Raw genomic sequence first — 21,634 nt, 5'->3', positions numbered from 1 at the left:
CCCATCGCTGGCAAGCCAGCTCCCACAAGGATCTGTGGCGCACACAAAACCTGTGGGAGCTGGCTTGCCAGCGATGACGTCCAACCAGACACCCAGGATTTCAACGGTTGTACACCGGAGACCCGCAATGACCGACACCCCGCTGTCCCCCACCGAATTCGAAGCCGCCCTGCGCGCCAAGGGCGCCTACTACCACATCCACCACCCCTACCACGTGGCGATGTACGAAGGCCGGGCCACCCGCGAGCAGATCCAGGGCTGGGTCGCCAACCGCTTCTATTATCAGGTGAACATCCCGCTCAAGGACGCCGCCATCCTGGCCAACTGCCCGGACCGCGAAATCCGCCGCGAGTGGATTCAGCGCCTGCTCGACCACGACGGCGCCCCCGGCGAAGACGGCGGCATCGAAGCCTGGTTGCGCCTGGGCCAGGCGGTCGGCCTCGACCCGGAGCAACTACGCTCGCAGGAACTGGTACTGCCCGGCGTGCGTTTTGCGGTGGACGCCTACGTCAATTTCGCCCGCCGCGCCCGTTGGCAGGAAGCCGCCAGCAGCTCGCTGACCGAACTGTTTGCGCCGCAGATCCACCAGTCGCGCCTGGACAGCTGGCCGCAGCATTACCCGTGGATCGACCCGGCCGGCTACGCGTATTTCCGCACGCGCCTGGGCCAGGCGCGTCGCGATGTGGAACACGGGTTGGCGATCACCCTGCAGCACTACACCACGCGGGAAGGCCAGGAGCGCATGCTGGACATTCTCCAGTTCAAACTGGACATACTTTGGAGCATGCTCGATGCCATGAGCATGGCTTACGAACTGAATCGCCCGCCCTATCACAGCGTGACCGACCAGCGGGTCTGGCACAAAGGAATCAGCTTATGAGTTTCGACCGCAGCCGGACCCCGACCTGGCGTCCCGGCTACCGCTTCCAGTACGAACCGGCCCAGAAAGGCCACGTGCTGCTGTACCCGGAAGGCATGATCAAGCTCAATGAAAGCGCGGCGTTGATCGGCGGCCTGATCGATGGCCAGCGGGATGTCGCGGCGATCATCGCCGAACTCGACCAGCAGTTCCCCGGCGTGCCCGAGCTCGGTGACGACATCGAGCAATTCATGGAGGTGGCCCGTGCGCAGCACTGGATCGAACTGGCCTGATTCGTCGGTGCAAGTACCGCCCACACCGGACATCGGCCTGCCGCTGTGGCTGCTGGCCGAGTTGACCTATCGCTGCCCGCTGCAATGCCCGTACTGCTCCAATCCGCTGGACTTCGCCGGGCAAGGCCAGGAGCTGAGCACCGAGCAGTGGATCAAGGTGTTTCGCCAAGCGCGGGAAATGGGCGCGGCGCAACTGGGCTTTTCCGGCGGCGAACCGCTGGTGCGCCAGGACCTAGCCGAGCTGATTGCCGAGGCGCGCCAGCTGGGTTTCTACACCAACCTGATCACCTCCGGCATCGGCCTGACCGAGCAGAAAATCAGCGACTTCAAGCAGGCCGGCCTCGATCATATCCAGATCAGTTTCCAGGCCAGCGACGAACAGGTGAACAACCTCCTCGCCGGTTCGAAAAAGGCCTTCGCGCAGAAGCTGGCCATGGCCCGCGCGGTAAAGGCCCACGGCTATCCGATGGTGCTGAATTTCGTCACCCATCGGCACAACATCGACCAGATCGACCGCATCATCGAGCTGTGCATCGCCCTTGAAGCGGACTTCGTCGAACTCGCCACCTGCCAGTTCTACGGTTGGGCCCAGCTCAATCGCGTCGGGCTGTTGCCGACCCGCGAGCAACTGGTGCGCGCCGAACGCATCACCAACGAGTACCGCGCCAAACTGGAAGCCGAAGGGCATCCGTGCAAGCTGATTTTTGTCACGCCGGACTATTATGAAGAACGTCCCAAAGCCTGCATGAACGGCTGGGGCAGTATTTTTCTGACGGTCACGCCAGACGGCACCGCGCTCCCCTGTCACGGTGCCCGACAACTGCCGGTGCAGTTTCCCAACGTGCGCGACCACAGCCTGCAGCACATCTGGTACGACTCGTTCGGCTTCAACCGTTTTCGCGGTTATGCCTGGATGCCCGAGCCGTGCCGCTCCTGCGACGAGAAGGAAAAAGACTTCGGCGGCTGCCGCTGCCAGGCGTTCATGCTCACCGGTGACGCGAGCCACGCCGACCCGGTGTGCAGCAAGTCGCCCCATCACGGCGTGATCCTCAAGGCTCGCGAAGAGGCTGAGCACGCGACCCAGACCATCGACCAACTGGCCTTTCGCAATGAACGAAACTCACGCCTCGTCGCCAAGAGCTGAACCTTTCAGCGCCGCCAAAGCCGTTGCGGCACAGCGAAAAAAGCAGAGCTGGGAAAAAGGGGACGGATCTATTTTCTGTCCTTGTCTTTGCAGTAGGCCAATGATCGGAACGCGCTGCTCGGTATTTCCAACAGCGTGATGCTGGCGGAGATCACGGCGAATCGGGTGCTGGATCAGGTCGATCCGCCCTGAAGGTTCTCAACCCGAACCTGTAGGAACGAGCCCGCTCGCGCAAAACGTCAGGACAACGCGGGTTATCCAGACAGCCCGCGTTATCGTTGAAGTCAATCGCGAGCAGGCTCGCTCCTACAGGTCTGCGTTGGACCTGTAGGAGCGAGCCTGCTCGCGAAGAATGCCGAGACAACGCGGACATCCAGACAGCCCGCGTTATCGTTGACGCCCATCGCGAGCAGGCTCGCTCCCACAGGGGGCAGTCGAAGTTTCAAATGGCGACCTCCGTGGCGTCGGCCTGCGCCCTGCCCCGCCGACGTTCAAACCACAGATAGACCACCGGCGTGGTGTAGAGCGTCAGGATCTGCGACACCGCCAGGCCACCGACAATCGCAATGCCCAACGGCTGCCGCAACTCGGAGCCGGCACCATGACCGAACGCCAGCGGCACGGCGCCGAGCAAGGCCGCCAGGGAGGTCATCAGGATCGGGCGCAGGCGCAACAGGCACCCTTCGCGAACCGCGTCCCGGGGCGACAGGCCCCGCTGCTGGGCCTGCAAGGTGAAGTCGACAATCATGATCGCGTTTTTCTTGACGATACCGATCAGCAGGATGATGCCGATCATCCCCAGCACTGATAAGTCCTGCCCGCAGAGCATCAAGGCCAGCAGTGCGCCGAAACCGGCCGACGGCAAGGTCGAAATGATCGTCAGTGGGTGAATGGCGTTCTCGTACAGCACACCAAGGACGATGTAGACCGTAAGAATCGCCGCCAGAATCAACCAGGGTTGCGACTTCAACGAATCCTGAAACGCCTGGGCGGTGCCCTGGAAGCTGCCGACCACTGTGTCGGGCATCGCGACCGCCAACGACGCCTGATTGATCGCATCCACCGCCTCGCTCAAGGCGTGCCCCGGCGCGAGGTCGAATGAAAGGGTAATCGCCGGGAATACGCCCTGGTGGTTGATGATGATCGGCACCTGTTCAGTCTTGATGCTCGCCAGCAAACTCAAAGGGACGAGCGCGCCGGAACTGGCGCGGACAAACAGATGTTCCAGGGTCGCGGTGGATGTCTGCCAGCTCGGGTCCAGCTCAAGGATCACGTGGTTCTGATCCAGTTGCGTGAACATCGTCGCGATCTGTCGCTGGCCAAAGGCGTCGTAGAGCACATCGTCAATGGCCTGCACCGTTACACCCAGGCGCGCCGCCGTGGGCCGGTCGATCACCAGCGTCGATTGGGCGATGGCCTGTTGCTGGTCGGAGGTGACGTGCTGCAACTGTGGCAAGGATTTGAGTTTTTCCAGCAGCACCCCGCTCCAGTGATCCAGTTCGACGCTGTCCGGGTCTTGCAGGGTGTACTGATATTGGGTCTTGCTGGCCCGACCACCAATCTGGATGTCCTGGTTGGCCTGCATGAACACCTTGACCCCGGACAACCGGTCGAGCGCCGGTTGCAGGCGACGGATGACCTCGGCCGCGCTGGCGGTGCGTTCGCTGAACGGTTTGAGGTTGATCATGACCTTGCCCTGACTGACGGTCGGGTTCGGGCCGATCCAGAAGTACACCCGGGCCACCGCCGGGTCCTGGCCAATGACCTCGGCGGCACGATTGACCTGCGCACGCATGGCGATGGGCGATATATCCGCCGCCGCTTCCGCCACGCCCTGGATCAAGCCGTTGTCCTGTTGCGGGAAGAAGCCCTTGGGAATGCCGACATACAGCACTGCCGTCGCCGCCAGGGTGGCGATGGCCACGGCCATAGTGATGCGTTGATGGTCGAGCACCCAATCCAGGCTGCGCCGATAGCCGTTGTGCAGGCCATCGAATACCCGCTCGCAGGCTTGGGCAAAGCGCCCTTCTTCGCGCTCGGCGTGGGGTTTGAGCAGCCAGGCGCAAAGCATCGGCGTGATGGTCAGGGAGACGATACCGGACATGATGATCGCAACGCTGACGGTCACCGCGAACTCGCGCATCAAGCGCCCGACAATGCCCGACATCAGCAGGATCGGCAGGAACACCGCAATCAGTGATACGGTCATCGAGACAATGGTGAACGCCACTTCGCGCAAGCCATCGACCGCCGATTGCAGGCGAGACTTGCCCATCTCCAGGTGCCGGACGATGTTCTCCATGACCACGATGGCATCGTCCACCACAAACCCGACGGCAATCGCCAGGCCCATGATCGACAGGTTGTCGAGGCTGTAATCCAGCAGGTACATCACCCCGAACGTCGCCACCAGCGACAACGGGATGGTCAGGCTCGGAATCAGGGTGGCGGTGGCTTTGCGCAGGAACACGAAGATCACCACGACCACCAGCGCAATGGACAGCAGCAAGGTGAACTGCATGTCATTGACCGAGGCTTCGATGGTCTGGGTACGGTCGCCCACCACCTGCACCTGCACGTCTCGCGGCAACGACGCCGTCAGCTCGGGCAGCTTGGCCTTGATCGTGGCGATGGTCGACAGCAGGTTGAAACCCGGTTGCTTGTGGATGTCGACAATGACCGTGGGCTCGGCCCCCAACTGCGCGGCTTGCTGGGTGTCTTCGGCACCGGCGATCACCCGGCCGAGGTCACCGAGTTTGATCGGCATGCCATTTTTATAGGCAATGACCTGATCGCGATAATGCTGCGGGTCGAGCATTTGGTCGGTCGCGCCCAGGGTGATCGAACGGCTTTGTCCATCGAGGCTGCCTTTGGGTTGATCGAGGGTGCTGACGCCAATCACGCTGCGCACATCTTCCAGCGTCAGGCCTCGAGCGGCCAATGCATCGGGATCGATCTGTACCCGCACCGCCGGTTTCTGCTCACCATGAAAGTCCACCAGGCCGACGCCGGGCATCTGCGACAGCCGCTGGGCAATGTAGTTGTCGGCATAGCGATCCAGCTCCGGCAGCGTACGGATTGGCGAGGTCACGGCCAGCGACATCACCGTGCCTTCGGCCGGATTGACCTTGTTGAAGGTCGGCGCACTGGACATGGTCTTGGGCAGGTTCGGCGTGGCGGTGTTGATCGCTGTCTGCACATCTTGCGCAGCACCGTCGATATCCCGCGACAAATCAAATTGCAGCACGACCTGGGTTTTACCGGCTGCACTCGATGAGGTCATCGAGGTCACTTGCGGCACGGCAGCAAACGCGCGCTCCAGGGGTGTCGCCACCGAAGACGCCATGGTTTCCGCGCTCGCCCCGGACAGCTTGGCAGTGACCTGGATGGTCGGGAAATCCACGGTCGGCAGCGGTGCCACCGGCAGATGAAAATACGCGAAGGCGCCCAGCAGCATGACCCCGAGGGCCAGGAGACTCAGCCCGATTCGCCGTTGAATCAATCCGGCCAAGGCATTCATTGGGCCACCTCTGCCAGTTCGGCAGGGGTGTCCGTCTTGACCGGCGTCACTTTCAGCCCCGGCGCGACGCGGGACTGGCCCTGCACCACCACGGTTTCACCGGCCGCCAGGCCTTGGCGAATCCATTGCTTGCCATCAACGACAGTGGCGGCATCGACCAGACGCGGCTGGACCCGCTGATCACCATCGACCACATAGACAAAGCTACCCTGACGCCCCAATTGCACGGCATCAGCAGGAACCACGGCCACGTCCCGACGCGTCTGCACCAGCAATCGCGCCGTCACCAACTCGCCCGGCCAGAGCTTGGCGGCAGCATTGTCGAACTGTGCCTTGAGCTGGATCTGACCACTGGCGGCGGTCACCTGACTGTCGATGAAACTCAGTTGGCCACGGGCGATTTCCTGTTGGCCATCGCGGGTCATCGCGACCACCTGCAACGCCCCCTTGGCGTTTTCCTCGAGAATGTCCGCCAGTTCGTCCTGGGACACGGCGAAGGCGACCGAGATCGGGTTCATCTGGGTAATCGTCACCAAACCGGTGGCTTCGGCGCCATGGGCAATGGCGCCGACATCCAGCAGACGCTGGCCGGTGCGCCCGGTCAACGGGGCCTTGACCTGGGTGAATTCCAATTGCAGGCGCGCCGTATCCAGCGCCGCCTGATCGGCCTGTACCGTGGCTTGCTGGGCGGCCAGTTGCGCGCGGTAAGTGTCGACATCCTGGGTCGGGCCGGCCTTCGCCGCGGCCAGTTTGCTGGCGCGGTCGAGGTTGACCTTGAGGTTGGCCAATTGCGCCTGATCCTTGGCGACCATGGCCTGAGCCTGGGCGACCTGAGCCTGATACACCCGTGGATCGATCACCGCCAGCAGGCTGCCCGCCGTGACCGTTTGCCCTTCATTGAACAGGATTTTTTGCAGTTCGCCGTCCACCCTCACCCGCACATTGACGCTGTTGAGCGCCTGCACATTGCCAATGGCACTGATCCAGATCGGCAAGTCCTGCCGACTGACTTGCGTCATCTGCACGGGCACGGCACCGGCCTCGGATTTCACCGGCGCGGCCTGGGCACGCTTGATCCATTGAAATCCGCTGAAGGCGGCGGCGAGCGAGAGCACCACCAGCCCCCCGAAAACAAAACGACGACGTGGGTTCAAGGCATTCATGGGTGGGCAACCTGAGCGGGAGAATTGGAAGCGAGGGTGTCAGACGAGAAGTCCCCACCCAGGGCCCGGAACAGGCCGACGGCGGCCTGCAAATGCTGGAGGCGTACCTGCAACAGCGTGTCTTCGGCCTGGTATTGGGTGCGTTCGACGATCAACAACGTCTGGAAATCGGTGGACCCGAGGCGGTAGCGAACCTGCGCCAGGCGCGCCGCTTCTCGCGCCGAATCGACGGCGGACTGGTTCAACGCATAGCTCTTGTCGAGCTCGCGGGCGGCGCTGAGTTGCGTCTCCACATCTTGCAGGGCCTCAATGATTGATTCGCGATAACTCGACGTCAGCTCCTGAACGTGGGCCTGATCGAAGTGCAACTGCCCCTTGAGCTGGCCACCGGCAAACACCGGTTGGCTGAGCGTGCCGATGGCGCTCCAGATCTGGCCGCCAGCGAGCGTGTCGATGCCGCCCAGCAAGTCCAGTGAGAGGTTGGGCAGAAACGCGGCGCGAGCCACGCCTACATCGAAGTTGGCTGATTTCAGCCGCGCTTCGGCGGCCTGGATGTCCGGCCGTTGGCGCAGCAAGCCAATCGGCAACCCGGTCGCAGGTTGCGGCACTTGCAGGGCATTCAGCCCATCACCTTGCAGGTGAAAGCCCTCGGGCTGCGCGCCGACCAGAACGGCCAATTGGTACAACGCCAGATCCCGTTGCTGACGCAGTGGCGGTATCGCCGCTTCAAAGGTCTGCATGGCGTTGCGTTGCTGGGCGACTTCCAGGTTCGATACCGCGCCCTGGCTGGCCTGGACTTCCACCAGATCCAACACCTGCCGCGCATCGTCGGCGATGGATCGGGCCAGACGCAGCCGGTCCTCCAGGGACAGCACCTGGAAGTAGCTGTCGGCAATGCTCGCCCCCAGACTCATGCGCAAGGTCTGGGCATCAAACGCCGTCGCGTTGGCCAATGAGTCGGCGGAGTCGGCGGCGGCACGCTGCTTGCCCCAGAAGTCGATCTCGTAAGTCGCTTCGGCAAAAACACTGCGTTTTTCCGTGGTGCCGTAGTTGTTCTGACGCTGGACATTGCCCCCCAGGTTCAACGCCGGGTATTGCGCCGCCCCTGCCACTTGCGCCGATGCACGGGCCTCATCGATCCGACTGACCGCCGCCTTGAGGGTGTAGTTGGACGCCAGGCCACGGGCGATCAGTTGATCCAGTTCGGCGCTGTGAAATTCACTCCACCATTGCCCGCCCTGGGCCGATTGGCTGCTCGTCGCGCCATCCCACTGCCGGGCCAGGGGCAACTCCGGTTGCCGATACTCGGGCACCATGGAGCAGCCGCCGAGCATCAGCACGCCGAGCAACGTCAATGACACAGGTGAGCGAAATGCCGCGCGCCAACTGCGCGCGGCCAAGGTTGAAAACGACATGGGCAAGCTTTCCCCCGCTTGAGCCTGTGTGGAGCGATCCACGAATGAGGCGAAGATAGCGAGGGGCGCCTGCCAGAGCGTTCGTCGGCAGGTAAACTTTTATTTAGCCTTGGTCCGGTGTCACCTGAAAGCTGTAGCCGGCGCCGGGCACGGTCTTGATCAGCGAGTAGTCGAAACCTTCATCGAGTTTGCGTCGCAAGCGATGAATGTGTTTGTCGATCACGTTGTCGTTGGGGTCGAATGCGTAATCCCAGGCACTGTCGAGCAGCATGTCGCGGGTCACCACCTGACCGCTGTGGCGCATGAGTTTTTCCAGCAACAGCGTCTCACGGTGCTGCAAGGCAATGACCCGACCCTGACGCACGGCGGTGCGGGTGGCGCAATCGAGGTGCAACTCGCCAACCACCAGTTGACGCGCCGGCCCCGTCGTCTGCTCCCGTCCGCGCAGCAAGGCATCGAGTCTGGCCAGCACTTCGGCGAACGCATAGGGTTTGGCCAGGTAATCATCGCAACCGGCTTGCAGGCCCTCAACCTTGTCGGTGGTGGACGCCTGCGCACTGAGCATCAGAATCGGCACCCGCAGCTTGCGTGCACGCAGGGCCTTGATCAAACCGATGCCGTCGAGGCCGGGCAAACGGCGGTCGACGATCAAGGCATCGTGAATGTCTTCAAGGGCCATGCCCAGCCCCGTATTGCCATCACTGGCGATATCGACGACGTGACCGCTTTCGGTCAACCCGCGCAGCAGGTAAGCGGCGGTCTGGGCATCGTCTTCAACCACTAGAATGCGCACGGCACCGTCTCCATGAATCAAACCTAAACTTTTGTTTACCCGACGGGAACGTGGCGCAGCCGCAGGCTTTGTCACACTATGCCATCTCTGCCCGATGATGTGAGCGGTCCAACTGCCATGACCCATGTTCTGGTCGTCGAAGACGACTTGCCTACCTGCCGCGAAATCGAAGCCGCCCTGTGTGACCACGGCTTTACCGTGAGCTGTGCCAACAATGGTCGCGAAGGCCTGCTCAAGGCCTTGAGCGAACCGTTCGACCTGATCGTTCTGGACCGCATGCTGCCCGGCGGGCTCGACGGGCTCGGCGTACTCACCGCTTTACGGGCGGCAAGCGTGAACACGCCGGTGTTGATCCTCAGTGCCCTGAACGCCCTCGACGAGCGGGTTCGCGGCTTGCGCGCCGGCGGTGACGATTACCTGACCAAGCCGTTCGAGTTCATCGAACTGACCGCACGCCTGGATGCCTTGAACCGCCGTCGCGCCGAGCCGGTCGCCGAGGCCAGGGAAACCCGCTTGCGCGTCGCCAACCTGGAGGTCGATCTGTTGAGCCGGACGGTACGGCGCGGTGACCGGGTCATTGAACTGGTCCCACGGGAATACGCCTTGCTGGAACACTTGATCCGCAACGCCGGGCAGGTGGTCACGCGCACCATGCTGTTCGAGGCGGTGTGGAATTACAGCTATGACGAGCGCACCAACGTGATTGAAGTGCATATGGGCCGCTTGCGGCGCAAGGTCGACGGCGAGGGTGAGCCACCGATGATTCATACCATTCGTGGAGCCGGTTATGTCCTCCGTTCGCCTGAGTGAGATTCCGCGCACCATCAGCTTTCGAACCGGGCTGCTGTTTCTCGGCCTGTTTGGCTGTTCGTTCCTGGCGCTGTTCGGCTATGTCTATTGGCAAACGGCGTTTTACCTGAAGACCGAAGCCGATACGGCGCTGTATCGCCAGGTGGAAAACCGCAGTGCCCAGGACCCCGAGCTGCAGCTCAGGGAGATCCGCAATCACGCCGTGCAGGACGTCGAAGCACGCCTGCCCCACAGTTTGTTCGACGCTCAGGGCCAGTTTATTGCCGGCGCCATCCAGCAGCTGCCGCCCTTCTCCACCTATGACAAACCCCAGGAATTCGACTGGCGCAAGGAAAACGGGCATCAGCGCCCCGTCCGCTTCATCGTGCATCGCCTGGCCGATGGCAAGACGCTGCTGGTGGCCCAGGATATCCACGACATACGCGAGTTCGACGAACTGCTGATCAAGGCGCTGGTTTCCGGTGGCGTGCTGTTGCTGGTGGTCGGCCTGTTCGGTGCGCTGGTGTTGGGATACTCGGCTCACCGGCGGCTGGACAAGGTCAGTCGCTCGATCAAGGGCATCATCGAAGGCGACTTGACCGGCCGTTTGCCGATCCAGGGCAACAACGATGACATTGACCGACTGGCCTCGGTGGTCAACGGCATGCTCGATGAGCTTGAACGCTTGATGAGCGAGGTCAAGGGTGTGTGCGACGACATCGCCCACGACCTGCGCACCCCGCTGACCCGCCTGATCGCCGGCCTTGAACGCACCCAGCGCCGTGGTCTGGACGAGGCGCAATACGCTGCCAGCATCGATGCCGCGTTGACCGAAGCCAAGGGCCTGCTATTGACCTTCAAGGCCCTGCTGCGCATCTCGGAAATTGAAGACAGCGCGCGTCGCAGTCACTTCGCGCCTCTGGATCTGAACCTGATCAGTGCCGACGCCGTCGAGCTGTATGAGCCATTGGCCGAAGAACGCGGCATCAGCCTGACACTCGACGCCAGCCAGGCACCCGCGATCATTCCCGGGGACGCGCAACTGCTGTTCGATGCGATCTGCAATCTGTTGGACAACGCCATCAAATTCTGTCCCGACCACAGCCAGGTCCGGTTGACCGTTATTGCAGACCCGAACAGGGTCGGGATACGCGTAACGGACAACGGGCCGGGTATCGCGCCAGCGGAGCGAGAAGCGGTCTTGCGCCGACTGTACCGCGCCGAATCGAGCCGCCATACGCCCGGCAATGGCCTGGGGTTGAGCATGGTGTCGGCAGTTGCGCGCCTGCATGACATGAAGCTGGCCGTCAGTGATGCGGCCCCGGGCTGTCGGATCGATCTGACGAGCGTTCGCACAGCCTGAGGCTGGAAGCTGCAGCCTCACCCGGCAAAAAAACAAAATTGCCATGTGTTTCCTTCGTTCCTCCCTGCGTCGCAGTTCTTCACTGCCCGTTCTGTACGTCTGGAGTTGTCTCAATGCCCTCGCCCAAATCCCTGCCCACTGCGTTGTTGGGCCTGGCCCTTGTCTGTCCGGCCACCGCCTGGGCCGAAGGCCTGGAACTGGGACAGGTGCTGATCGGGGCTGAGGACCGGAGCGACGAAGACTCGTCCATCGAAGACGCCAGGGCCCGGCTTGCCCAGGTGCCCGGCGGTACCAATGTGGTGGATATGCGCCGTCCCCTGCAGGGCCGCGTGGCCAGCAATCAGGATGTGCTGGCTTATCAACCGGGGATTTATGCCCAGTCGGCGGGCAACGAAGGGGTCAAGATCTCGATCCGCGGATCGGGGATCAACCGTGCACCGGGCGCCCACGCTTCGGGGCTGTACACGATGCTCGACGGCCTGCCGCTGACCGGCCCGGGTGGCACGCCCTATGAGTTGCTGGAACCGCTGTGGCTCGACCATGTGGAAGTGCTGCGCGGTGCCAACGGATTCGACAGGGGCGCACTGGCCCTGGGCGGGGCTATCGATTACGTCAGCCACACCGGCTACGACGCTCCCAGGTTGCAGGTGCGCTACGCGACGGGCAGCCACGGTTATCAGCAACGCCAGGTCAGCTCCGGGCAGGTGCTGGGCGACTTCGATTACTACCTGTCCATGACCGACGCGCGCTCCGACGGCTATCAGGACCACACGGCCAGCGAAAGCCAGGGGGTCATCGCCAACTTCGGCTACCGCTTCAACCCGAACCTGGAAACGCGTTTCTATCTGCGCCACCGCCAGACCGACAACGACCTCGCCGGGCGGGTGACCAAGCATTCCATCGAACACGATCCACGGGCAGCCAATCCCGCCTACGTAGCGCGGGACGACAGCCGTGACCAGCCGGGCAGCACCTTTATCGGCAACAAGACCACCTTCTACCTCGATGACGACTCAAGCATCCAGACCGGCCTTGTCTACCACGACTATCCCATGGACTTGCGTGAAGGCCCCAACCGCCTGAAGGTGGCCTACACGGATGTCAGCGGCACATTCGACTACAAGCGTCGCGATACCCTCTGGGGCCTGGAAAGCCACAGTACGGTGGGTTTGCGCGTGACCAAACACCTGCCCAATGATGGGGCCAGCGAATTTGTACGTATCCCCACCGGCAACACCGCCGGCTATGCACCGGGTACGCACATTCGCGACTTCACCTACCAGGGCTCGGACAGCGTCCTGCATGTTGGCAATGACCTGGAGATCGCCGACGACCTGTGGCTGACCACCGGCCTCGCTGCCATTTACACCCGTCGTGAAAGCGCGGTGACTTACCCCGACGGGGGCGGCAAGACCAGTATGGGCGACTGGGACTATGCGCCACGGGTGGGCCTGCGCTATCAACTGACCCCTGACCTGCAATTGTTCGGCAATCTCAGCCGTTCGGTCGAAGCACCACACCCGTGGTCGCTGATCTACAGCGCCAACCAGAGGTTCCCGGCCGGCAGTGGCCCCGCCACGGGTGCGCAACGCGATCCGGTCGAACTGCAAAACCAGACCGCGACCACCCTGGAACTCGGCGGCCGCGGCGACAGCACGCTGGGTCAATGGAGCCTGGCCTGGTACTACGCCCAAGTGCGCCACGAATTGCTCTCGGTGTTGCCGGATGCCAACGCCACCACGCCCTACGAGCTCAACGCCAGCCCCACCGTGCACCAGGGCGTGGAAGCCAGCTTGCAGAGTCTCCTGTGGTCACGGGCCGATGGCGGCCAGTTGAGCTTGCGCCAGAGCTATACCTTCAGTGACTTCCACTACCGCGACGACGACCGCTTCGGCGACAACCGCCTGCCGGGACTGCCGATGCACTACTACCAGGGCGAACTGCGCTACGACTGGCCCCAGGGTTTCTTTGCCGCGCTCAACACCCAGCTGGTGTCGAAGGTGGCGGTGGATTACGCCAACAGCTACTACGCCGATCCCTATGCCCTGTTCGGCGCGACCCTGGGCTACAACGCGCCCAAGGGCGACTGGCAGACGTGGGTGGACATGCGCAACCTGACGGACAAACACTACGCCGCCACCGTCACGCCGGGCTACGACGACAAAGGGCTGGACGCGGCACGCTCCACGCCGGGCGAGGGTTTGGGCGTTTATGTCGGGGTGTCGTGGAGTCTGCTCTGAGGCCTGGGTAGAACATCCAACACAGGCCCTGTAGGGGCTGGCTTGCCAGCGAAAGCGATGTGTCAGGCATCGGTGAGGGTGGATGTACCGGCCCCTTCGCTGGCAAGCCAGCTCCCACAGTGATTTGGGGTGTTCGCCTATTTATCTGACCAACACCGGCCCTGTAGGTGCTGGCTTTGCCAGCGAAAGCGGTGTGTCAGGCATCAGTGATGGTGAATGTGCCAGCGAAAGCGGTGTGTCAGGTAACGATGATGCAGGATGTGCCGGCCCCTTCGCTGGCAAGCCAGCTCCTACAGTGATTTGGGATGTTCGCCTGTTTTCCTGACCAACACCGGCCCTGTAGGAGCTGGCTTTGCCAGCGAAAGCGGTGTGTCAGGCATCGACGATGGTGGATGTGCCGGCCCCTTCGCTGGCAAGCCAGCTCCTACAGTGATTTGGGATGTTCGCCTGTATTTCTGACAAACACAGCCCCCCGTAGGAGCTGGCTTTGCCAGCGAAAGCGGTGTGTCAGGTAACGATGATGTAGGATGTGCCGCCCGCTTCCCGGGCAAGCTCGCTCCCACGGTCATTTCGGCTAACCTCTCAGTGCATCGACCCAACTTGCGCAAATAAAACGGAGAACTTCCATGCTCAAGCGTACCCTGGCATTAGCCATCGGCTTGACCCTGTCTGTTTGCAGCGTGCTCACGCAGGCCGCTGACACCCTGAAAGTCAGCGCAATTCCCGATGAGGCGCCGACCGAACTGCTGCGCAAATTCAAGCCGCTGGGTGCGTACCTGGAACAGCAATTGGGCATGAAGGTCGAGTTCGTGCCGGTGAGCGACTACCCGGCCGTGGTCGAGGCGCTGGCCACCGACCGCATCGACCTGGCCTGGCTCGGCGGCTTTACCTTCGTGCAGGCCCGCCTGAAAACCGGCAATGCCATTCCGTTGGTACAGCGTGAGCAGGACGCGAAGTTCACCAGCAAATTCATCTCTGCCGACCCGAACGTCAAATCCCTCGCCGACCTCAAGGGCAAGTCCTTCGCCTTCGGCTCGGTGTCCTCCACGTCGGGCAGTCTGATGCCGCGTTATTTCATGCTCAAGGACGGCATCAAGCCGGAAAGCTACTTCAGTCGCGTGGGCTATTCCGGTGCCCACGACGCCACGGTCGCCTGGGTACAGGCCGGCAAGGTCGATGCCGGGGTCTTGAACGCCAGCGTGTGGGAAAAACTGGTCGCCGCCGGCAAGGTCGACACCGACAAGGTCAAGGTGTTCGCCACCACTCCGGCCTACTTCGATTACAACTGGACCGTGCGCGGCACCCTCGATCCGGCGCTCGCCAACAAAATCAAGGCAGCCTTCCTGGCCCTCGATCCGGCGAAGCCCGCGGACAAGGAGATCCTGGATCTGCAGGCCGCCAGCCGCTTCATCGAAACCAGCCCCGAGAACTACAAGGGCATCGAGGAAGCCGCACGCGCCGCCGACCTGCTCAAATGACCTTGCAGTTGACCGGGGTCAGCCTGACCCATGCCAATGGCGTCCAGGCACTGCGTGACGTGGACCTGCACATCGGTGCAGGCGAACAGGTCGCCATCATCGGTCCGTCCGGTGCCGGCAAGTCGAGCCTGCTCAATCTGCTGGCCACTGCCCTGCGCCCCGGCAGCGGCGAGTTGCAAGTCCTGGGCGAACGCGCCTGGAAGTTGTCGGCCCGTCAGCGCCAGCGCCTGCGCGCCCGTATCGGCCTGGTGCATCAATCGCCTCCCCTGCCCCCACGCCAGCGGGTCGTCACGGCGGTGCTGGCCGGCAAGCTGGGCCAGTGGAGCCTGGGCCGCAGTCTGCTGAACCTGCTGCATCCGGTGGACATTCCGGGCGCCCGTGCGGCACTGGCCCGGCTGGACCTGAGTGACAAGCTGTTCGCACAGTGCCAGCAACTGTCCGGGGGTCAGCTCCAGCGTGTCGGCGTGGCCCGGGTGCTGTATCAGGCACCCGAGGTGTTGCTGGCCGATGAGCCGGTGTCGGCCATGGACCCGGTGCTGGCCGGGCACACGCTGTCGGTGCTCTGCCGCCACGCCCGGGAACACAACGTCACCCTGGTCGCCAGCCTGCATGCGGTGGAACTGGCCCTGGCGCATTTTCCGCGGATCATCGGCCTGCGTGATGGGCAGATCCTGTTCGACCTGCCGGCCAGCGAAGTCGACCACGAGCTGCTCGACAAGCTCTACGCCAACGAGCAACTGCAATCGCCACCGACGCCTGCGCCCCCCTTGAGCGTGCAGATCCCCCGATGCTGACCCGCGATTCCCGAGACCCGGCCACTTGGCCCCGCCTGCTGCTCAGTCTGCTGGCCCTTGCGCTGTTGTGGCCCGGCATCCGCTTTAGCGAACTGGACCTGGGCGTGTTGCTGGCGACCGACAGCCAGAGCGAAATGGGCCGCTTCGTGGCAACCTTCTGGCCACCAGCCCATGGTGAAGAGTTCCTCCAGCTGCTGTGGCAAGCCACCTTGCAAACTCTGGCCATCGCCACCGCCGGCATGGCCCTGGCCTTGCTGTTGGCGGTGCCCGCCAGCCTGCTGGCCAGTCGGGCGCTGTCGCTGTCGGCGGCCTCTCGCGCCGGCCGTCCCGGTTACCTGGGCCGCCTGCTGCGCTGGCCGGTGCGTGGCTTGCTGATCTTCCTGCGCAGCGTGCCGGAAATCGTCTGGGCCCTGTTGTTCGTACGCGCCGTCGGTCTTGGTCCGACCGCTGGGGTGCTGGCCATCGCCATTACTTACAGCGGTATGTTGGGCAAGGTCTATGCAGAGATTTTCGAATCGGTGGACCAGCGTCCGGCCCACGCACTGCTGCAAGCCGGCAGCGGTCGGCTCGCATCGTTTTGCTACGGCATCCTGCCCAACGTCGCGGCGGAACTGCTGTCGTACACGGTGTATCGCTGGGAGTGCGCCATCCGTGCGTCAGTCGTGATGGGCTTCGTCGGTGCCGGCGGCCTGGGCCAGCAAATGGACCTGTCGCTGCGCATGTTCGCCGGTGGTGAAGTGGCCAGTCTGTTGCTGACCTTTGTGCTACTGGTGCTGCTGGCCGATCAGCTCAGCCGCCTGTTGCGCTGGAGACTGCAATGAATCGCCTGATCAATCTGGCCCTGCTGCTGTGCATCGGCGTCGCGGTGGTCGCGTCGTTCAGCTATCTGGGTATCGACCTCGGCGCACTGGGCGGCAGTGGCAACCTGAAGCAGATGGGCGCCTATGCGCAGCGTTTTCTCAGCCCGGACCTGAGCCCGGCGCATCTCCAGGCCATCGGCCATGGTGCCCTGGAAACCATGGCCATGTCCGCCCTGGGTACCCTGCTCGCGGCGGTGTTCGGTCTGATATTGGCGCTGCCGGCGGCCGGGCGGTTCGGCTGGCCGTTCAAGAGCGCGTCGCGCCTGGTGCTCAACGCCCTGCGGGCGATTCCGGAGCTGGTATGGGCCGCGTTGATGGTCCTGGCCGCCGGGCTCGGCCCGAATGCCGGCACCCTGGCGTTGGCCCTGCACACCACCGGCGTGCTCGGCCGGTTATTCGCCGAAGCACTGGAAAACACCCCGCCACAACCCGCCGACGCGATCCGCCTGCAAGGCAGCAACGCCCTGTGGGCGTTCTGTTACGGCACCCTGCCCAACCTGTTGCCTCAGTTGCTCGCCTACGTCCTGTACCGTTGGGAAAACAATATCCGCATGGCCAGCGTGCTCGGCTTCGTCGGCGCCGGCGGTCTGGGGCAGATGTTGTATGTCAGCCTCAGCCTGTTCCAGGAAGCCCAGGCCAGCACCGTGATCCTGGCGATGCTGTTGCTGGTGTTCGCCGTCGACTCGCTGAGCAGCTGGAGCCGACAGCGCTGGGTCAAGGCCTGACGTCAGGCTTCGCTGATCTGGTTGACGCTGGTGATCTGCCGGTTCCAGATCATCTCGTAGTGGGCGGTCTGGACAATCGACAACACTGGCCTTGGGGTCATCAACGCCCAGCAATGGCTGCCCTGCCGGCGAACGGAGTGGTAACGCAGGCCGGGGCATCGGGCCTGCCTGATGGCGTTGCCGAATCCATGGGAATGGGTGTAATCGTCAGGATCGTAGATCGGATCGGTGATCGAAATGGCCGTCGCGTCTTTCATCGCCTTGTCGACAAAAGCACAGGACAGACCCCGAAAAACAAAGCGCTCATAGTTGAGGTTGTGCACGTTCGACCAGTACAGCGTTTGATGATGCTGCACCTCGGCCAGCGCCGTTTCCATGGAGTCGGCCAGGTACAACACACCAAAGCGGCCATCGCTGAAGCGCGATCCCGCCGGGTTGACGTGAGTAAAGGGCGCGGTCGCGTACGAACAACCGGGAATACCGAACGGGATCTCGCTGCGGGCGATCAACTCCAGTTGCCCGACCTCGTTTTTCAGGCGCGGGTTGGTGAGCGCCTGGATCTCGTACAACACCTCGAATTCGTCCGCATCGGCCACGTCATCAAACATCGCTATCGGCGGAAACTTCGAATTGACCAACCGGTAGGCCTGCAGCGACTCGCCGGCGAACGCCGGCAGCTGGTTGACCCTCACCATTGCGCGCCTCGCAGCGCGTCGATTCGCCGAAACGTCTCGTACAGCGAGATCATGTCCCCCTGGGCCATGATCTCCAGCGGGGTCCGCCCGTTGAAAAACTCGTTGTCGTTGGCCATCGACACAAAACCGTAGACGTTTTGCGGGTTATCGAAGATCAGGCGCAAGGTGGCGTGAATGTTCAGCACAAAGCTGATGCGCTGCATCTGGTCCGCATCCAGGGCCACGGCCCAGTCGGGATCACGCTGCCTGGCGCGGGTGTAGGTGCTACGGGAAATGCGCAGGACGTGGCAGGCCTGCTCGCTGGAGGCCGCCCATTTTTCGAGTATGCCGACAGCGGCGCGCAGGCCGGTCACGCACTGGTTCTTGGTAAACCCCTGCTGCACTTGAAGGGCGAGTGGCATGTCCGGTCTCTCATCTTTGATCCATAGACTCATAAATAGGCTTGTTGAGTCCATAGATCAAGATGACATCGACCAGCGGCAATCCCCCTCGGACCCTAGGCACTCAACCCGATCCACCCCTGTACACCGACATACAGCCCAACGCCGATGATCAACACGCTGGACAGGTAAGGCGCACGACGAGCCACCGTGCCCAACCATGGCCAGCGGCTGGCGGCCTGATTGGCACCAATGGCCGCCGCCGCGCCAACCGATACCAGCGTCAACGCCAGGCCGATACTGAAGCACAGGACAAGCATGCCCCCCAGGGCGATTTCCTTGACCTGAAGGCAAAGCAGCAAAACAGTGATTGCCGCCGGGCACGGGATCAGCCCCCCCGTCAGGCCGAACAGGATGATCTGGCCAGTCGTGACTTCGCGATTGGTAAAGCGCCTGCGGATATCATTGGCATGGGCGCGCTCGTGGGCGTCTTGATAACCCTCGATCGACAGCTCCAGGCCTTGCAGGTCGGGATGCGCATGCCCGTGGGCATGCTCCCGGTAACTCAAGTCATAGTCATGGGAATGCCCTGCATGCCCAAGACTCAAGCGAACGTCGAACTCATGCGGCTCCGGGATATCGGTCGTCGATTGCAGCCAGCCACCCTGCTCGACAAATGAGAACGCCTGAGTGCTGCCGTCCGGACGAGTCGTCAGCAGACGCACGTCGGCGGCAGGCCAGGCATGCCCGCTCAATGCTTTCAGACGCCAGTGCGGCGGCATGCCTGTTTCGAAAATCGACAGCTCAACCCGACCATGGCCGGTATCGATTCGCTGAGTTTCATCATGATGATCGTGGCCATGTTCGCCATGATGGTGATCATCGCCTTGCTCGAACTTGAACATCCGCTCGCCACGCCAGGTGCGCCATAACATCCAAAGCGCAATCAGGATGATCAGTGCGGCGGACGCGAGCTGAAAGTAAGGCTCGGTGGCCCGGGCGTTCAAGCCTGCGCCCAGGTACATGCCACCGATGGCGACCAGCCACACCACCGCCGTGTGCGAAAGCGTTGCGGCCAGCCCCAACAACACTGCCTGTTTGACCGAACCACGGATGGCCACAATGAAGGCCGCCATCAGGGTCTTTGAATGCCCCGGCTCAAGCCCGTGCAACGCACCCAGCAATATCGCACTGGGGAAATAGAGCCACGCATGGGCACTACCCTGCTGCAGCAGTTCCGCAAAATCTGTCATGACCGGGCCTACTTCGAATAACGACGGATGGCTTCAAGCAACTCGGCAACGCCCTTGGCGCGCTCTTCGTCACTCAACTCAGGATTGGCGACATGTGCATGCGCGTGAGCTTCGATGATTTCATCCATCAGCCCGTTCATGGCCCCACGGGTAGCAGCCGCCAGGTGCAGCGTTTTCGCACAGTCCGCATCGGCCTCCAGCGCCCGCTCTATCGCCTGTACCTGCCCGGCAATGCGCCGAACCCGTTTCAGCAAGTCATCCTTTTGCCCATGAACATGAGACATACCATACCCCCCCTACCTATATATAACGCGCATGGTCACTCAGATTCATTGCCATCGCAAGCCCAGGGTCCGCGTTTGTGAATTGCCGCCGGAGAACTCCAGGCAAGGTTCCGTGCGTCTATTCACCCCACCCATGCCTTAGCCCCGTGCCATGCTGATGACCAATGACCTCTTCGCGTATGCCTCAGGGACAAAGAACATGAACCCCAGATGCACGCTCGTCCTCGCCCTGTGGCTTTGCACCCTGCTCACGGCCTTCGCCGATGACGCCGTCCGCCCCTTCCACGTCGCCGTCGAGGAGAAGGCACTGGCCGACCTGCGCCAGCGCATCGCAGCCACCCGCTGGCCGGACAAGGAGACTGTCGACGATGCGTCCCAGGGTGCGCAGCTGGCGCAGCTGCAAGCGTTGGTTCGTTACTGGGGCACGGATTACGACTGGCGCAAGGCCGAAGCGCAGCTCAATGCCTTGCCGCAATTCGTCACGACCATCGACGGCGTCGACATCCATTTCATCTGGGTACGCTCGCCGTCCCCGAACGCGTTGCCCATGATCATGACCCACGGCTGGCCCGGCTCGGTGTTCGAATTCATCAAGGTCATCGGTCCCCTCTCCGACCCTGTGGCTCACGGCGGCAACGCCGGCGATGCCTTTGACCTGGTGATCCCCTCCATTCCCGGCTACGGCTTTTCGGGCAAGCCCGGTGGCACCGGCTGGGATCCGGATCGCGTTGCACAGGTCTGGGCGCAATTGATGCAGCGCCTCGGTTACCCGCGGTACGTCGCCCAGGGAGGCGACTGGGGCGGGCCGATCACCGGCGCCATGGCGCGTCAGGCGCCGCCGGGGTTGCGCGGCATTCACCTTAATCTGCCGGCGACGATACCACCCGAAACGGGTGCTGCGCTGGCAGTTGCCGGGCCCGCACCGGCGGAGTTTTCCGCCCAGGAACGCGCGACCTACGAGGCCGTGGCCGCCTTGATCAAACAGGGCAACCTGGCCTACAGCGCCATGATGGCTGCCCGACCTCAGGCAATCGGCTACGGCGTGGCGGACTCCCCGGTGGCCCTCGCCGCGTTCCTGCTGGTGCACCCGGGGTTTTCCCGATGGCGTTACGGCGCTGACCCGCAACAGTCACCGACCCGGGATCAAGTGCTGGACGACATCACCCTGTACTGGCTGACCAACAGCGGTGCTTCGTCAGCCCGGCTGTACTGGGAAAACAAGGGACGCAGCCCACTGTCGGCCAGCGCCCAGAAGACCGCCGAGATCTCGCTGCCGGTGGCGATAACAGTGTTTCCGGACGACGTCTATTGCCCGCCGGAGAGCTGGGCCCGGCGCGCCTACAAAAACCTGATTTACTTTCGCCAGGCCGAAAAAGGTGGCCATTTTGCTGCCTGGGAACAGCCACAGCTGTTTACCGAAGAAGTGCGCACGGCGTTCCGTTCGTTGCGTTGAGGGATGGCAAAAATCCAAATGTGGGAGCGAACCTGTTCGCGAATACGGCCTGGCATCCCCCCATGATGTCGTCTGACAGGGCCCCTTCGCGAGCAGGCTCGCTCCCACAGTTGATCGTAATCTCCTGTGGGAG

Annotated in this window: 19 protein-coding genes and 1 pseudogene; 12 read left to right on the top strand and 8 right to left on the bottom strand. The window is 62.8% G+C overall.

Annotated elements, in window-relative coordinates:
• Positions 1-127 precede the first annotated feature (127 nt).
• The 4 genes and pseudogenes from pqqC to LAB08_RS30750 form a co-directional block, all read left to right on the top strand.
• A complete protein-coding gene (pqqC, locus tag LAB08_RS10825; protein WP_096512211.1) occupies positions 128-880 on the top strand; it encodes a pyrroloquinoline-quinone synthase PqqC in 753 nt (250 codons plus the stop codon).
• The gene (gene pqqD / locus LAB08_RS10820) at positions 877-1,152 is read left to right on the top strand and encodes a pyrroloquinoline quinone biosynthesis peptide chaperone PqqD (RefSeq protein ID WP_121104052.1); all 276 of its coding nucleotides are present in this window, start codon (positions 877-879) and stop codon (positions 1,150-1,152) included. The genes pqqC and pqqD overlap by 4 nt, the downstream gene beginning before the upstream one ends.
• Positions 1,124-2,296 (top strand): pyrroloquinoline quinone biosynthesis protein PqqE, encoded by a 1,173-nt coding sequence (pqqE, locus tag LAB08_RS10815; protein WP_217910647.1) that lies wholly within the window; start codon positions 1,124-1,126, stop codon positions 2,294-2,296. The genes pqqD and pqqE overlap by 29 nt, the downstream gene beginning before the upstream one ends.
• Before the next feature lie 105 nt (positions 2,297-2,401).
• A pseudogene (locus LAB08_RS30750) lies at positions 2,402-2,488 on the top strand (DUF6124 family protein); the annotation flags it as partial.
• A gap of 250 nt (positions 2,489-2,738) precedes the next feature.
• On the opposite strand, the gene LAB08_RS10810 reads toward LAB08_RS30750, so the two are convergent.
• From LAB08_RS10810 to LAB08_RS10795, 4 genes are all read right to left on the bottom strand, one after another.
• Positions 2,739-5,816 carry an efflux RND transporter permease subunit gene (locus tag LAB08_RS10810; RefSeq protein ID WP_096512212.1) on the bottom strand — a complete coding sequence of 1,026 codons (3,078 nt, stop codon included), beginning with the start codon at positions 5,814-5,816 and terminating at the stop codon, positions 2,739-2,741.
• On the bottom strand, positions 5,813-6,979 hold the full coding sequence (locus tag LAB08_RS10805; RefSeq protein ID WP_096512213.1) for an efflux RND transporter periplasmic adaptor subunit: 1,167 nt from the start codon (positions 6,977-6,979) through the stop codon (positions 5,813-5,815). The genes LAB08_RS10810 and LAB08_RS10805 overlap by 4 nt, the downstream gene beginning before the upstream one ends.
• Complete coding sequence (locus LAB08_RS10800) at positions 6,976-8,394, bottom strand: efflux transporter outer membrane subunit (RefSeq protein ID WP_096512214.1); 1,419 nt, start codon at positions 8,392-8,394, stop codon at positions 6,976-6,978. The genes LAB08_RS10805 and LAB08_RS10800 overlap by 4 nt, the downstream gene beginning before the upstream one ends.
• A gap of 103 nt (positions 8,395-8,497) precedes the next feature.
• Positions 8,498-9,187 (bottom strand): response regulator transcription factor, encoded by a 690-nt coding sequence (locus LAB08_RS10795; RefSeq protein ID WP_096512215.1) that lies wholly within the window; start codon positions 9,185-9,187, stop codon positions 8,498-8,500.
• Between the two features lie 117 nt (positions 9,188-9,304).
• Here LAB08_RS10795 and LAB08_RS10790 point away from each other — a divergent pair, with 117 nt between their 5' ends.
• The 7 genes from LAB08_RS10790 (at position 9,305) to phnE (ending at position 17,436) form a co-directional block, all read left to right on the top strand.
• On the top strand, positions 9,305-9,997 hold the full coding sequence (locus LAB08_RS10790) for a response regulator transcription factor (RefSeq protein WP_096512216.1): 693 nt from the start codon (positions 9,305-9,307) through the stop codon (positions 9,995-9,997).
• On the top strand, positions 9,975-11,339 hold the full coding sequence (locus LAB08_RS10785) for a sensor histidine kinase (RefSeq protein ID WP_096512217.1): 1,365 nt from the start codon (positions 9,975-9,977) through the stop codon (positions 11,337-11,339). The genes LAB08_RS10790 and LAB08_RS10785 overlap by 23 nt, the downstream gene beginning before the upstream one ends.
• Before the next feature lie 113 nt (positions 11,340-11,452).
• The gene (locus LAB08_RS10780) at positions 11,453-13,579 is read left to right on the top strand and encodes a TonB-dependent receptor family protein (RefSeq protein ID WP_096512218.1); all 2,127 of its coding nucleotides are present in this window, start codon (positions 11,453-11,455) and stop codon (positions 13,577-13,579) included.
• A 626-nt stretch (positions 13,580-14,205) separates the two neighbouring features.
• Positions 14,206-15,057 carry a putative selenate ABC transporter substrate-binding protein gene (locus tag LAB08_RS10775; RefSeq protein ID WP_096512219.1) on the top strand — a complete coding sequence of 284 codons (852 nt, stop codon included), beginning with the start codon at positions 14,206-14,208 and terminating at the stop codon, positions 15,055-15,057.
• Positions 15,054-15,851 carry a phosphonate ABC transporter ATP-binding protein gene (locus LAB08_RS10770; RefSeq protein WP_096512220.1) on the top strand — a complete coding sequence of 266 codons (798 nt, stop codon included), beginning with the start codon at positions 15,054-15,056 and terminating at the stop codon, positions 15,849-15,851. The genes LAB08_RS10775 and LAB08_RS10770 overlap by 4 nt, the downstream gene beginning before the upstream one ends.
• A complete protein-coding gene (locus LAB08_RS10765) occupies positions 15,845-16,672 on the top strand; it encodes a PhnE/PtxC family ABC transporter permease (protein ID WP_096512221.1) in 828 nt (275 codons plus the stop codon). The genes LAB08_RS10770 and LAB08_RS10765 overlap by 7 nt, the downstream gene beginning before the upstream one ends.
• A complete protein-coding gene (phnE, locus tag LAB08_RS10760; protein WP_096512222.1) occupies positions 16,669-17,436 on the top strand; it encodes a phosphonate ABC transporter, permease protein PhnE in 768 nt (255 codons plus the stop codon). Before LAB08_RS10765 ends, phnE begins: the two co-directional genes overlap by 4 nt.
• A gap of 2 nt (positions 17,437-17,438) precedes the next feature.
• Here the strand turns inward: phnE and LAB08_RS10755 are convergent, their stop codons facing one another.
• From LAB08_RS10755 to LAB08_RS10740, 4 genes are all read right to left on the bottom strand, one after another.
• Positions 17,439-18,131, bottom strand: a complete 693-nt coding sequence (locus LAB08_RS10755; RefSeq protein ID WP_096512223.1) for an RES family NAD+ phosphorylase — start codon at positions 18,129-18,131, stop codon at positions 17,439-17,441.
• Positions 18,125-18,532, bottom strand: coding sequence for an antitoxin Xre-like helix-turn-helix domain-containing protein (locus LAB08_RS10750; protein ID WP_096512224.1), 408 nt, complete (start codon positions 18,530-18,532; stop codon positions 18,125-18,127). Before LAB08_RS10750 ends, LAB08_RS10755 begins: the two co-directional genes overlap by 7 nt.
• A 95-nt stretch (positions 18,533-18,627) precedes the next feature.
• Positions 18,628-19,764, bottom strand: a complete 1,137-nt coding sequence (locus tag LAB08_RS10745; RefSeq protein WP_096512225.1) for a nickel/cobalt efflux transporter — start codon at positions 19,762-19,764, stop codon at positions 18,628-18,630.
• Between the two features lie 8 nt (positions 19,765-19,772).
• Positions 19,773-20,048 carry a metal/formaldehyde-sensitive transcriptional repressor gene (locus tag LAB08_RS10740; protein WP_096512226.1) on the bottom strand — a complete coding sequence of 92 codons (276 nt, stop codon included), beginning with the start codon at positions 20,046-20,048 and terminating at the stop codon, positions 19,773-19,775.
• Between the two features lie 199 nt (positions 20,049-20,247).
• Between LAB08_RS10740 and LAB08_RS10735 the strand changes: the two genes are divergently transcribed.
• Positions 20,248-21,501: an epoxide hydrolase family protein gene (locus LAB08_RS10735; protein ID WP_096512227.1), complete on the top strand. Its 1,254-nt coding sequence runs from the start codon at positions 20,248-20,250 to the stop codon at positions 21,499-21,501.
• Positions 21,502-21,634: the final 133 nt, after the last annotated feature.

It is taken from the genome of Pseudomonas izuensis (assembly GCF_002356535.2).
Classification (GTDB): domain Bacteria; phylum Pseudomonadota; class Gammaproteobacteria; order Pseudomonadales; family Pseudomonadaceae; genus Aquipseudomonas; species Aquipseudomonas izuensis.
Note: the sequence above shows the minus strand (reverse complement) of the source record. Positions and strands in the feature narration are given on the sequence as shown.

Coding starts and splice junctions, on each gene's coding strand:
- pqqC (WP_096512211.1), top strand. CDS start 128: ATGACCGACACCCCGCTGTCCCCCACCGAATTCGAAGCCGCCCTGCGC.
- pqqD (WP_121104052.1), top strand. CDS start 877: ATGAGTTTCGACCGCAGCCGGACCCCGACCTGGCGTCCCGGCTACCGC.
- LAB08_RS10810 (WP_096512212.1), bottom strand. CDS start 5,816: ATGAATGCCTTGGCCGGATTGATTCAACGGCGAATCGGGCTGAGTCTC.
- LAB08_RS10805 (WP_096512213.1), bottom strand. CDS start 6,979: ATGAATGCCTTGAACCCACGTCGTCGTTTTGTTTTCGGGGGGCTGGTG.
- LAB08_RS10800 (WP_096512214.1), bottom strand. CDS start 8,394: ATGTCGTTTTCAACCTTGGCCGCGCGCAGTTGGCGCGCGGCATTTCGC.
- LAB08_RS10790 (WP_096512216.1), top strand. CDS start 9,305: ATGACCCATGTTCTGGTCGTCGAAGACGACTTGCCTACCTGCCGCGAA.
- LAB08_RS10785 (WP_096512217.1), top strand. CDS start 9,975: ATGTCCTCCGTTCGCCTGAGTGAGATTCCGCGCACCATCAGCTTTCGA.
- LAB08_RS10780 (WP_096512218.1), top strand. CDS start 11,453: ATGCCCTCGCCCAAATCCCTGCCCACTGCGTTGTTGGGCCTGGCCCTT.
- LAB08_RS10775 (WP_096512219.1), top strand. CDS start 14,206: ATGCTCAAGCGTACCCTGGCATTAGCCATCGGCTTGACCCTGTCTGTT.
- LAB08_RS10770 (WP_096512220.1), top strand. CDS start 15,054: ATGACCTTGCAGTTGACCGGGGTCAGCCTGACCCATGCCAATGGCGTC.
- LAB08_RS10765 (WP_096512221.1), top strand. CDS start 15,845: ATGCTGACCCGCGATTCCCGAGACCCGGCCACTTGGCCCCGCCTGCTG.
- phnE (WP_096512222.1), top strand. CDS start 16,669: ATGAATCGCCTGATCAATCTGGCCCTGCTGCTGTGCATCGGCGTCGCG.
- LAB08_RS10755 (WP_096512223.1), bottom strand. CDS start 18,131: ATGGTGAGGGTCAACCAGCTGCCGGCGTTCGCCGGCGAGTCGCTGCAG.
- LAB08_RS10750 (WP_096512224.1), bottom strand. CDS start 18,532: ATGCCACTCGCCCTTCAAGTGCAGCAGGGGTTTACCAAGAACCAGTGC.
- LAB08_RS10745 (WP_096512225.1), bottom strand. CDS start 19,764: ATGACAGATTTTGCGGAACTGCTGCAGCAGGGTAGTGCCCATGCGTGG.
- LAB08_RS10740 (WP_096512226.1), bottom strand. CDS start 20,048: ATGTCTCATGTTCATGGGCAAAAGGATGACTTGCTGAAACGGGTTCGG.
- LAB08_RS10735 (WP_096512227.1), top strand. CDS start 20,248: ATGAACCCCAGATGCACGCTCGTCCTCGCCCTGTGGCTTTGCACCCTG.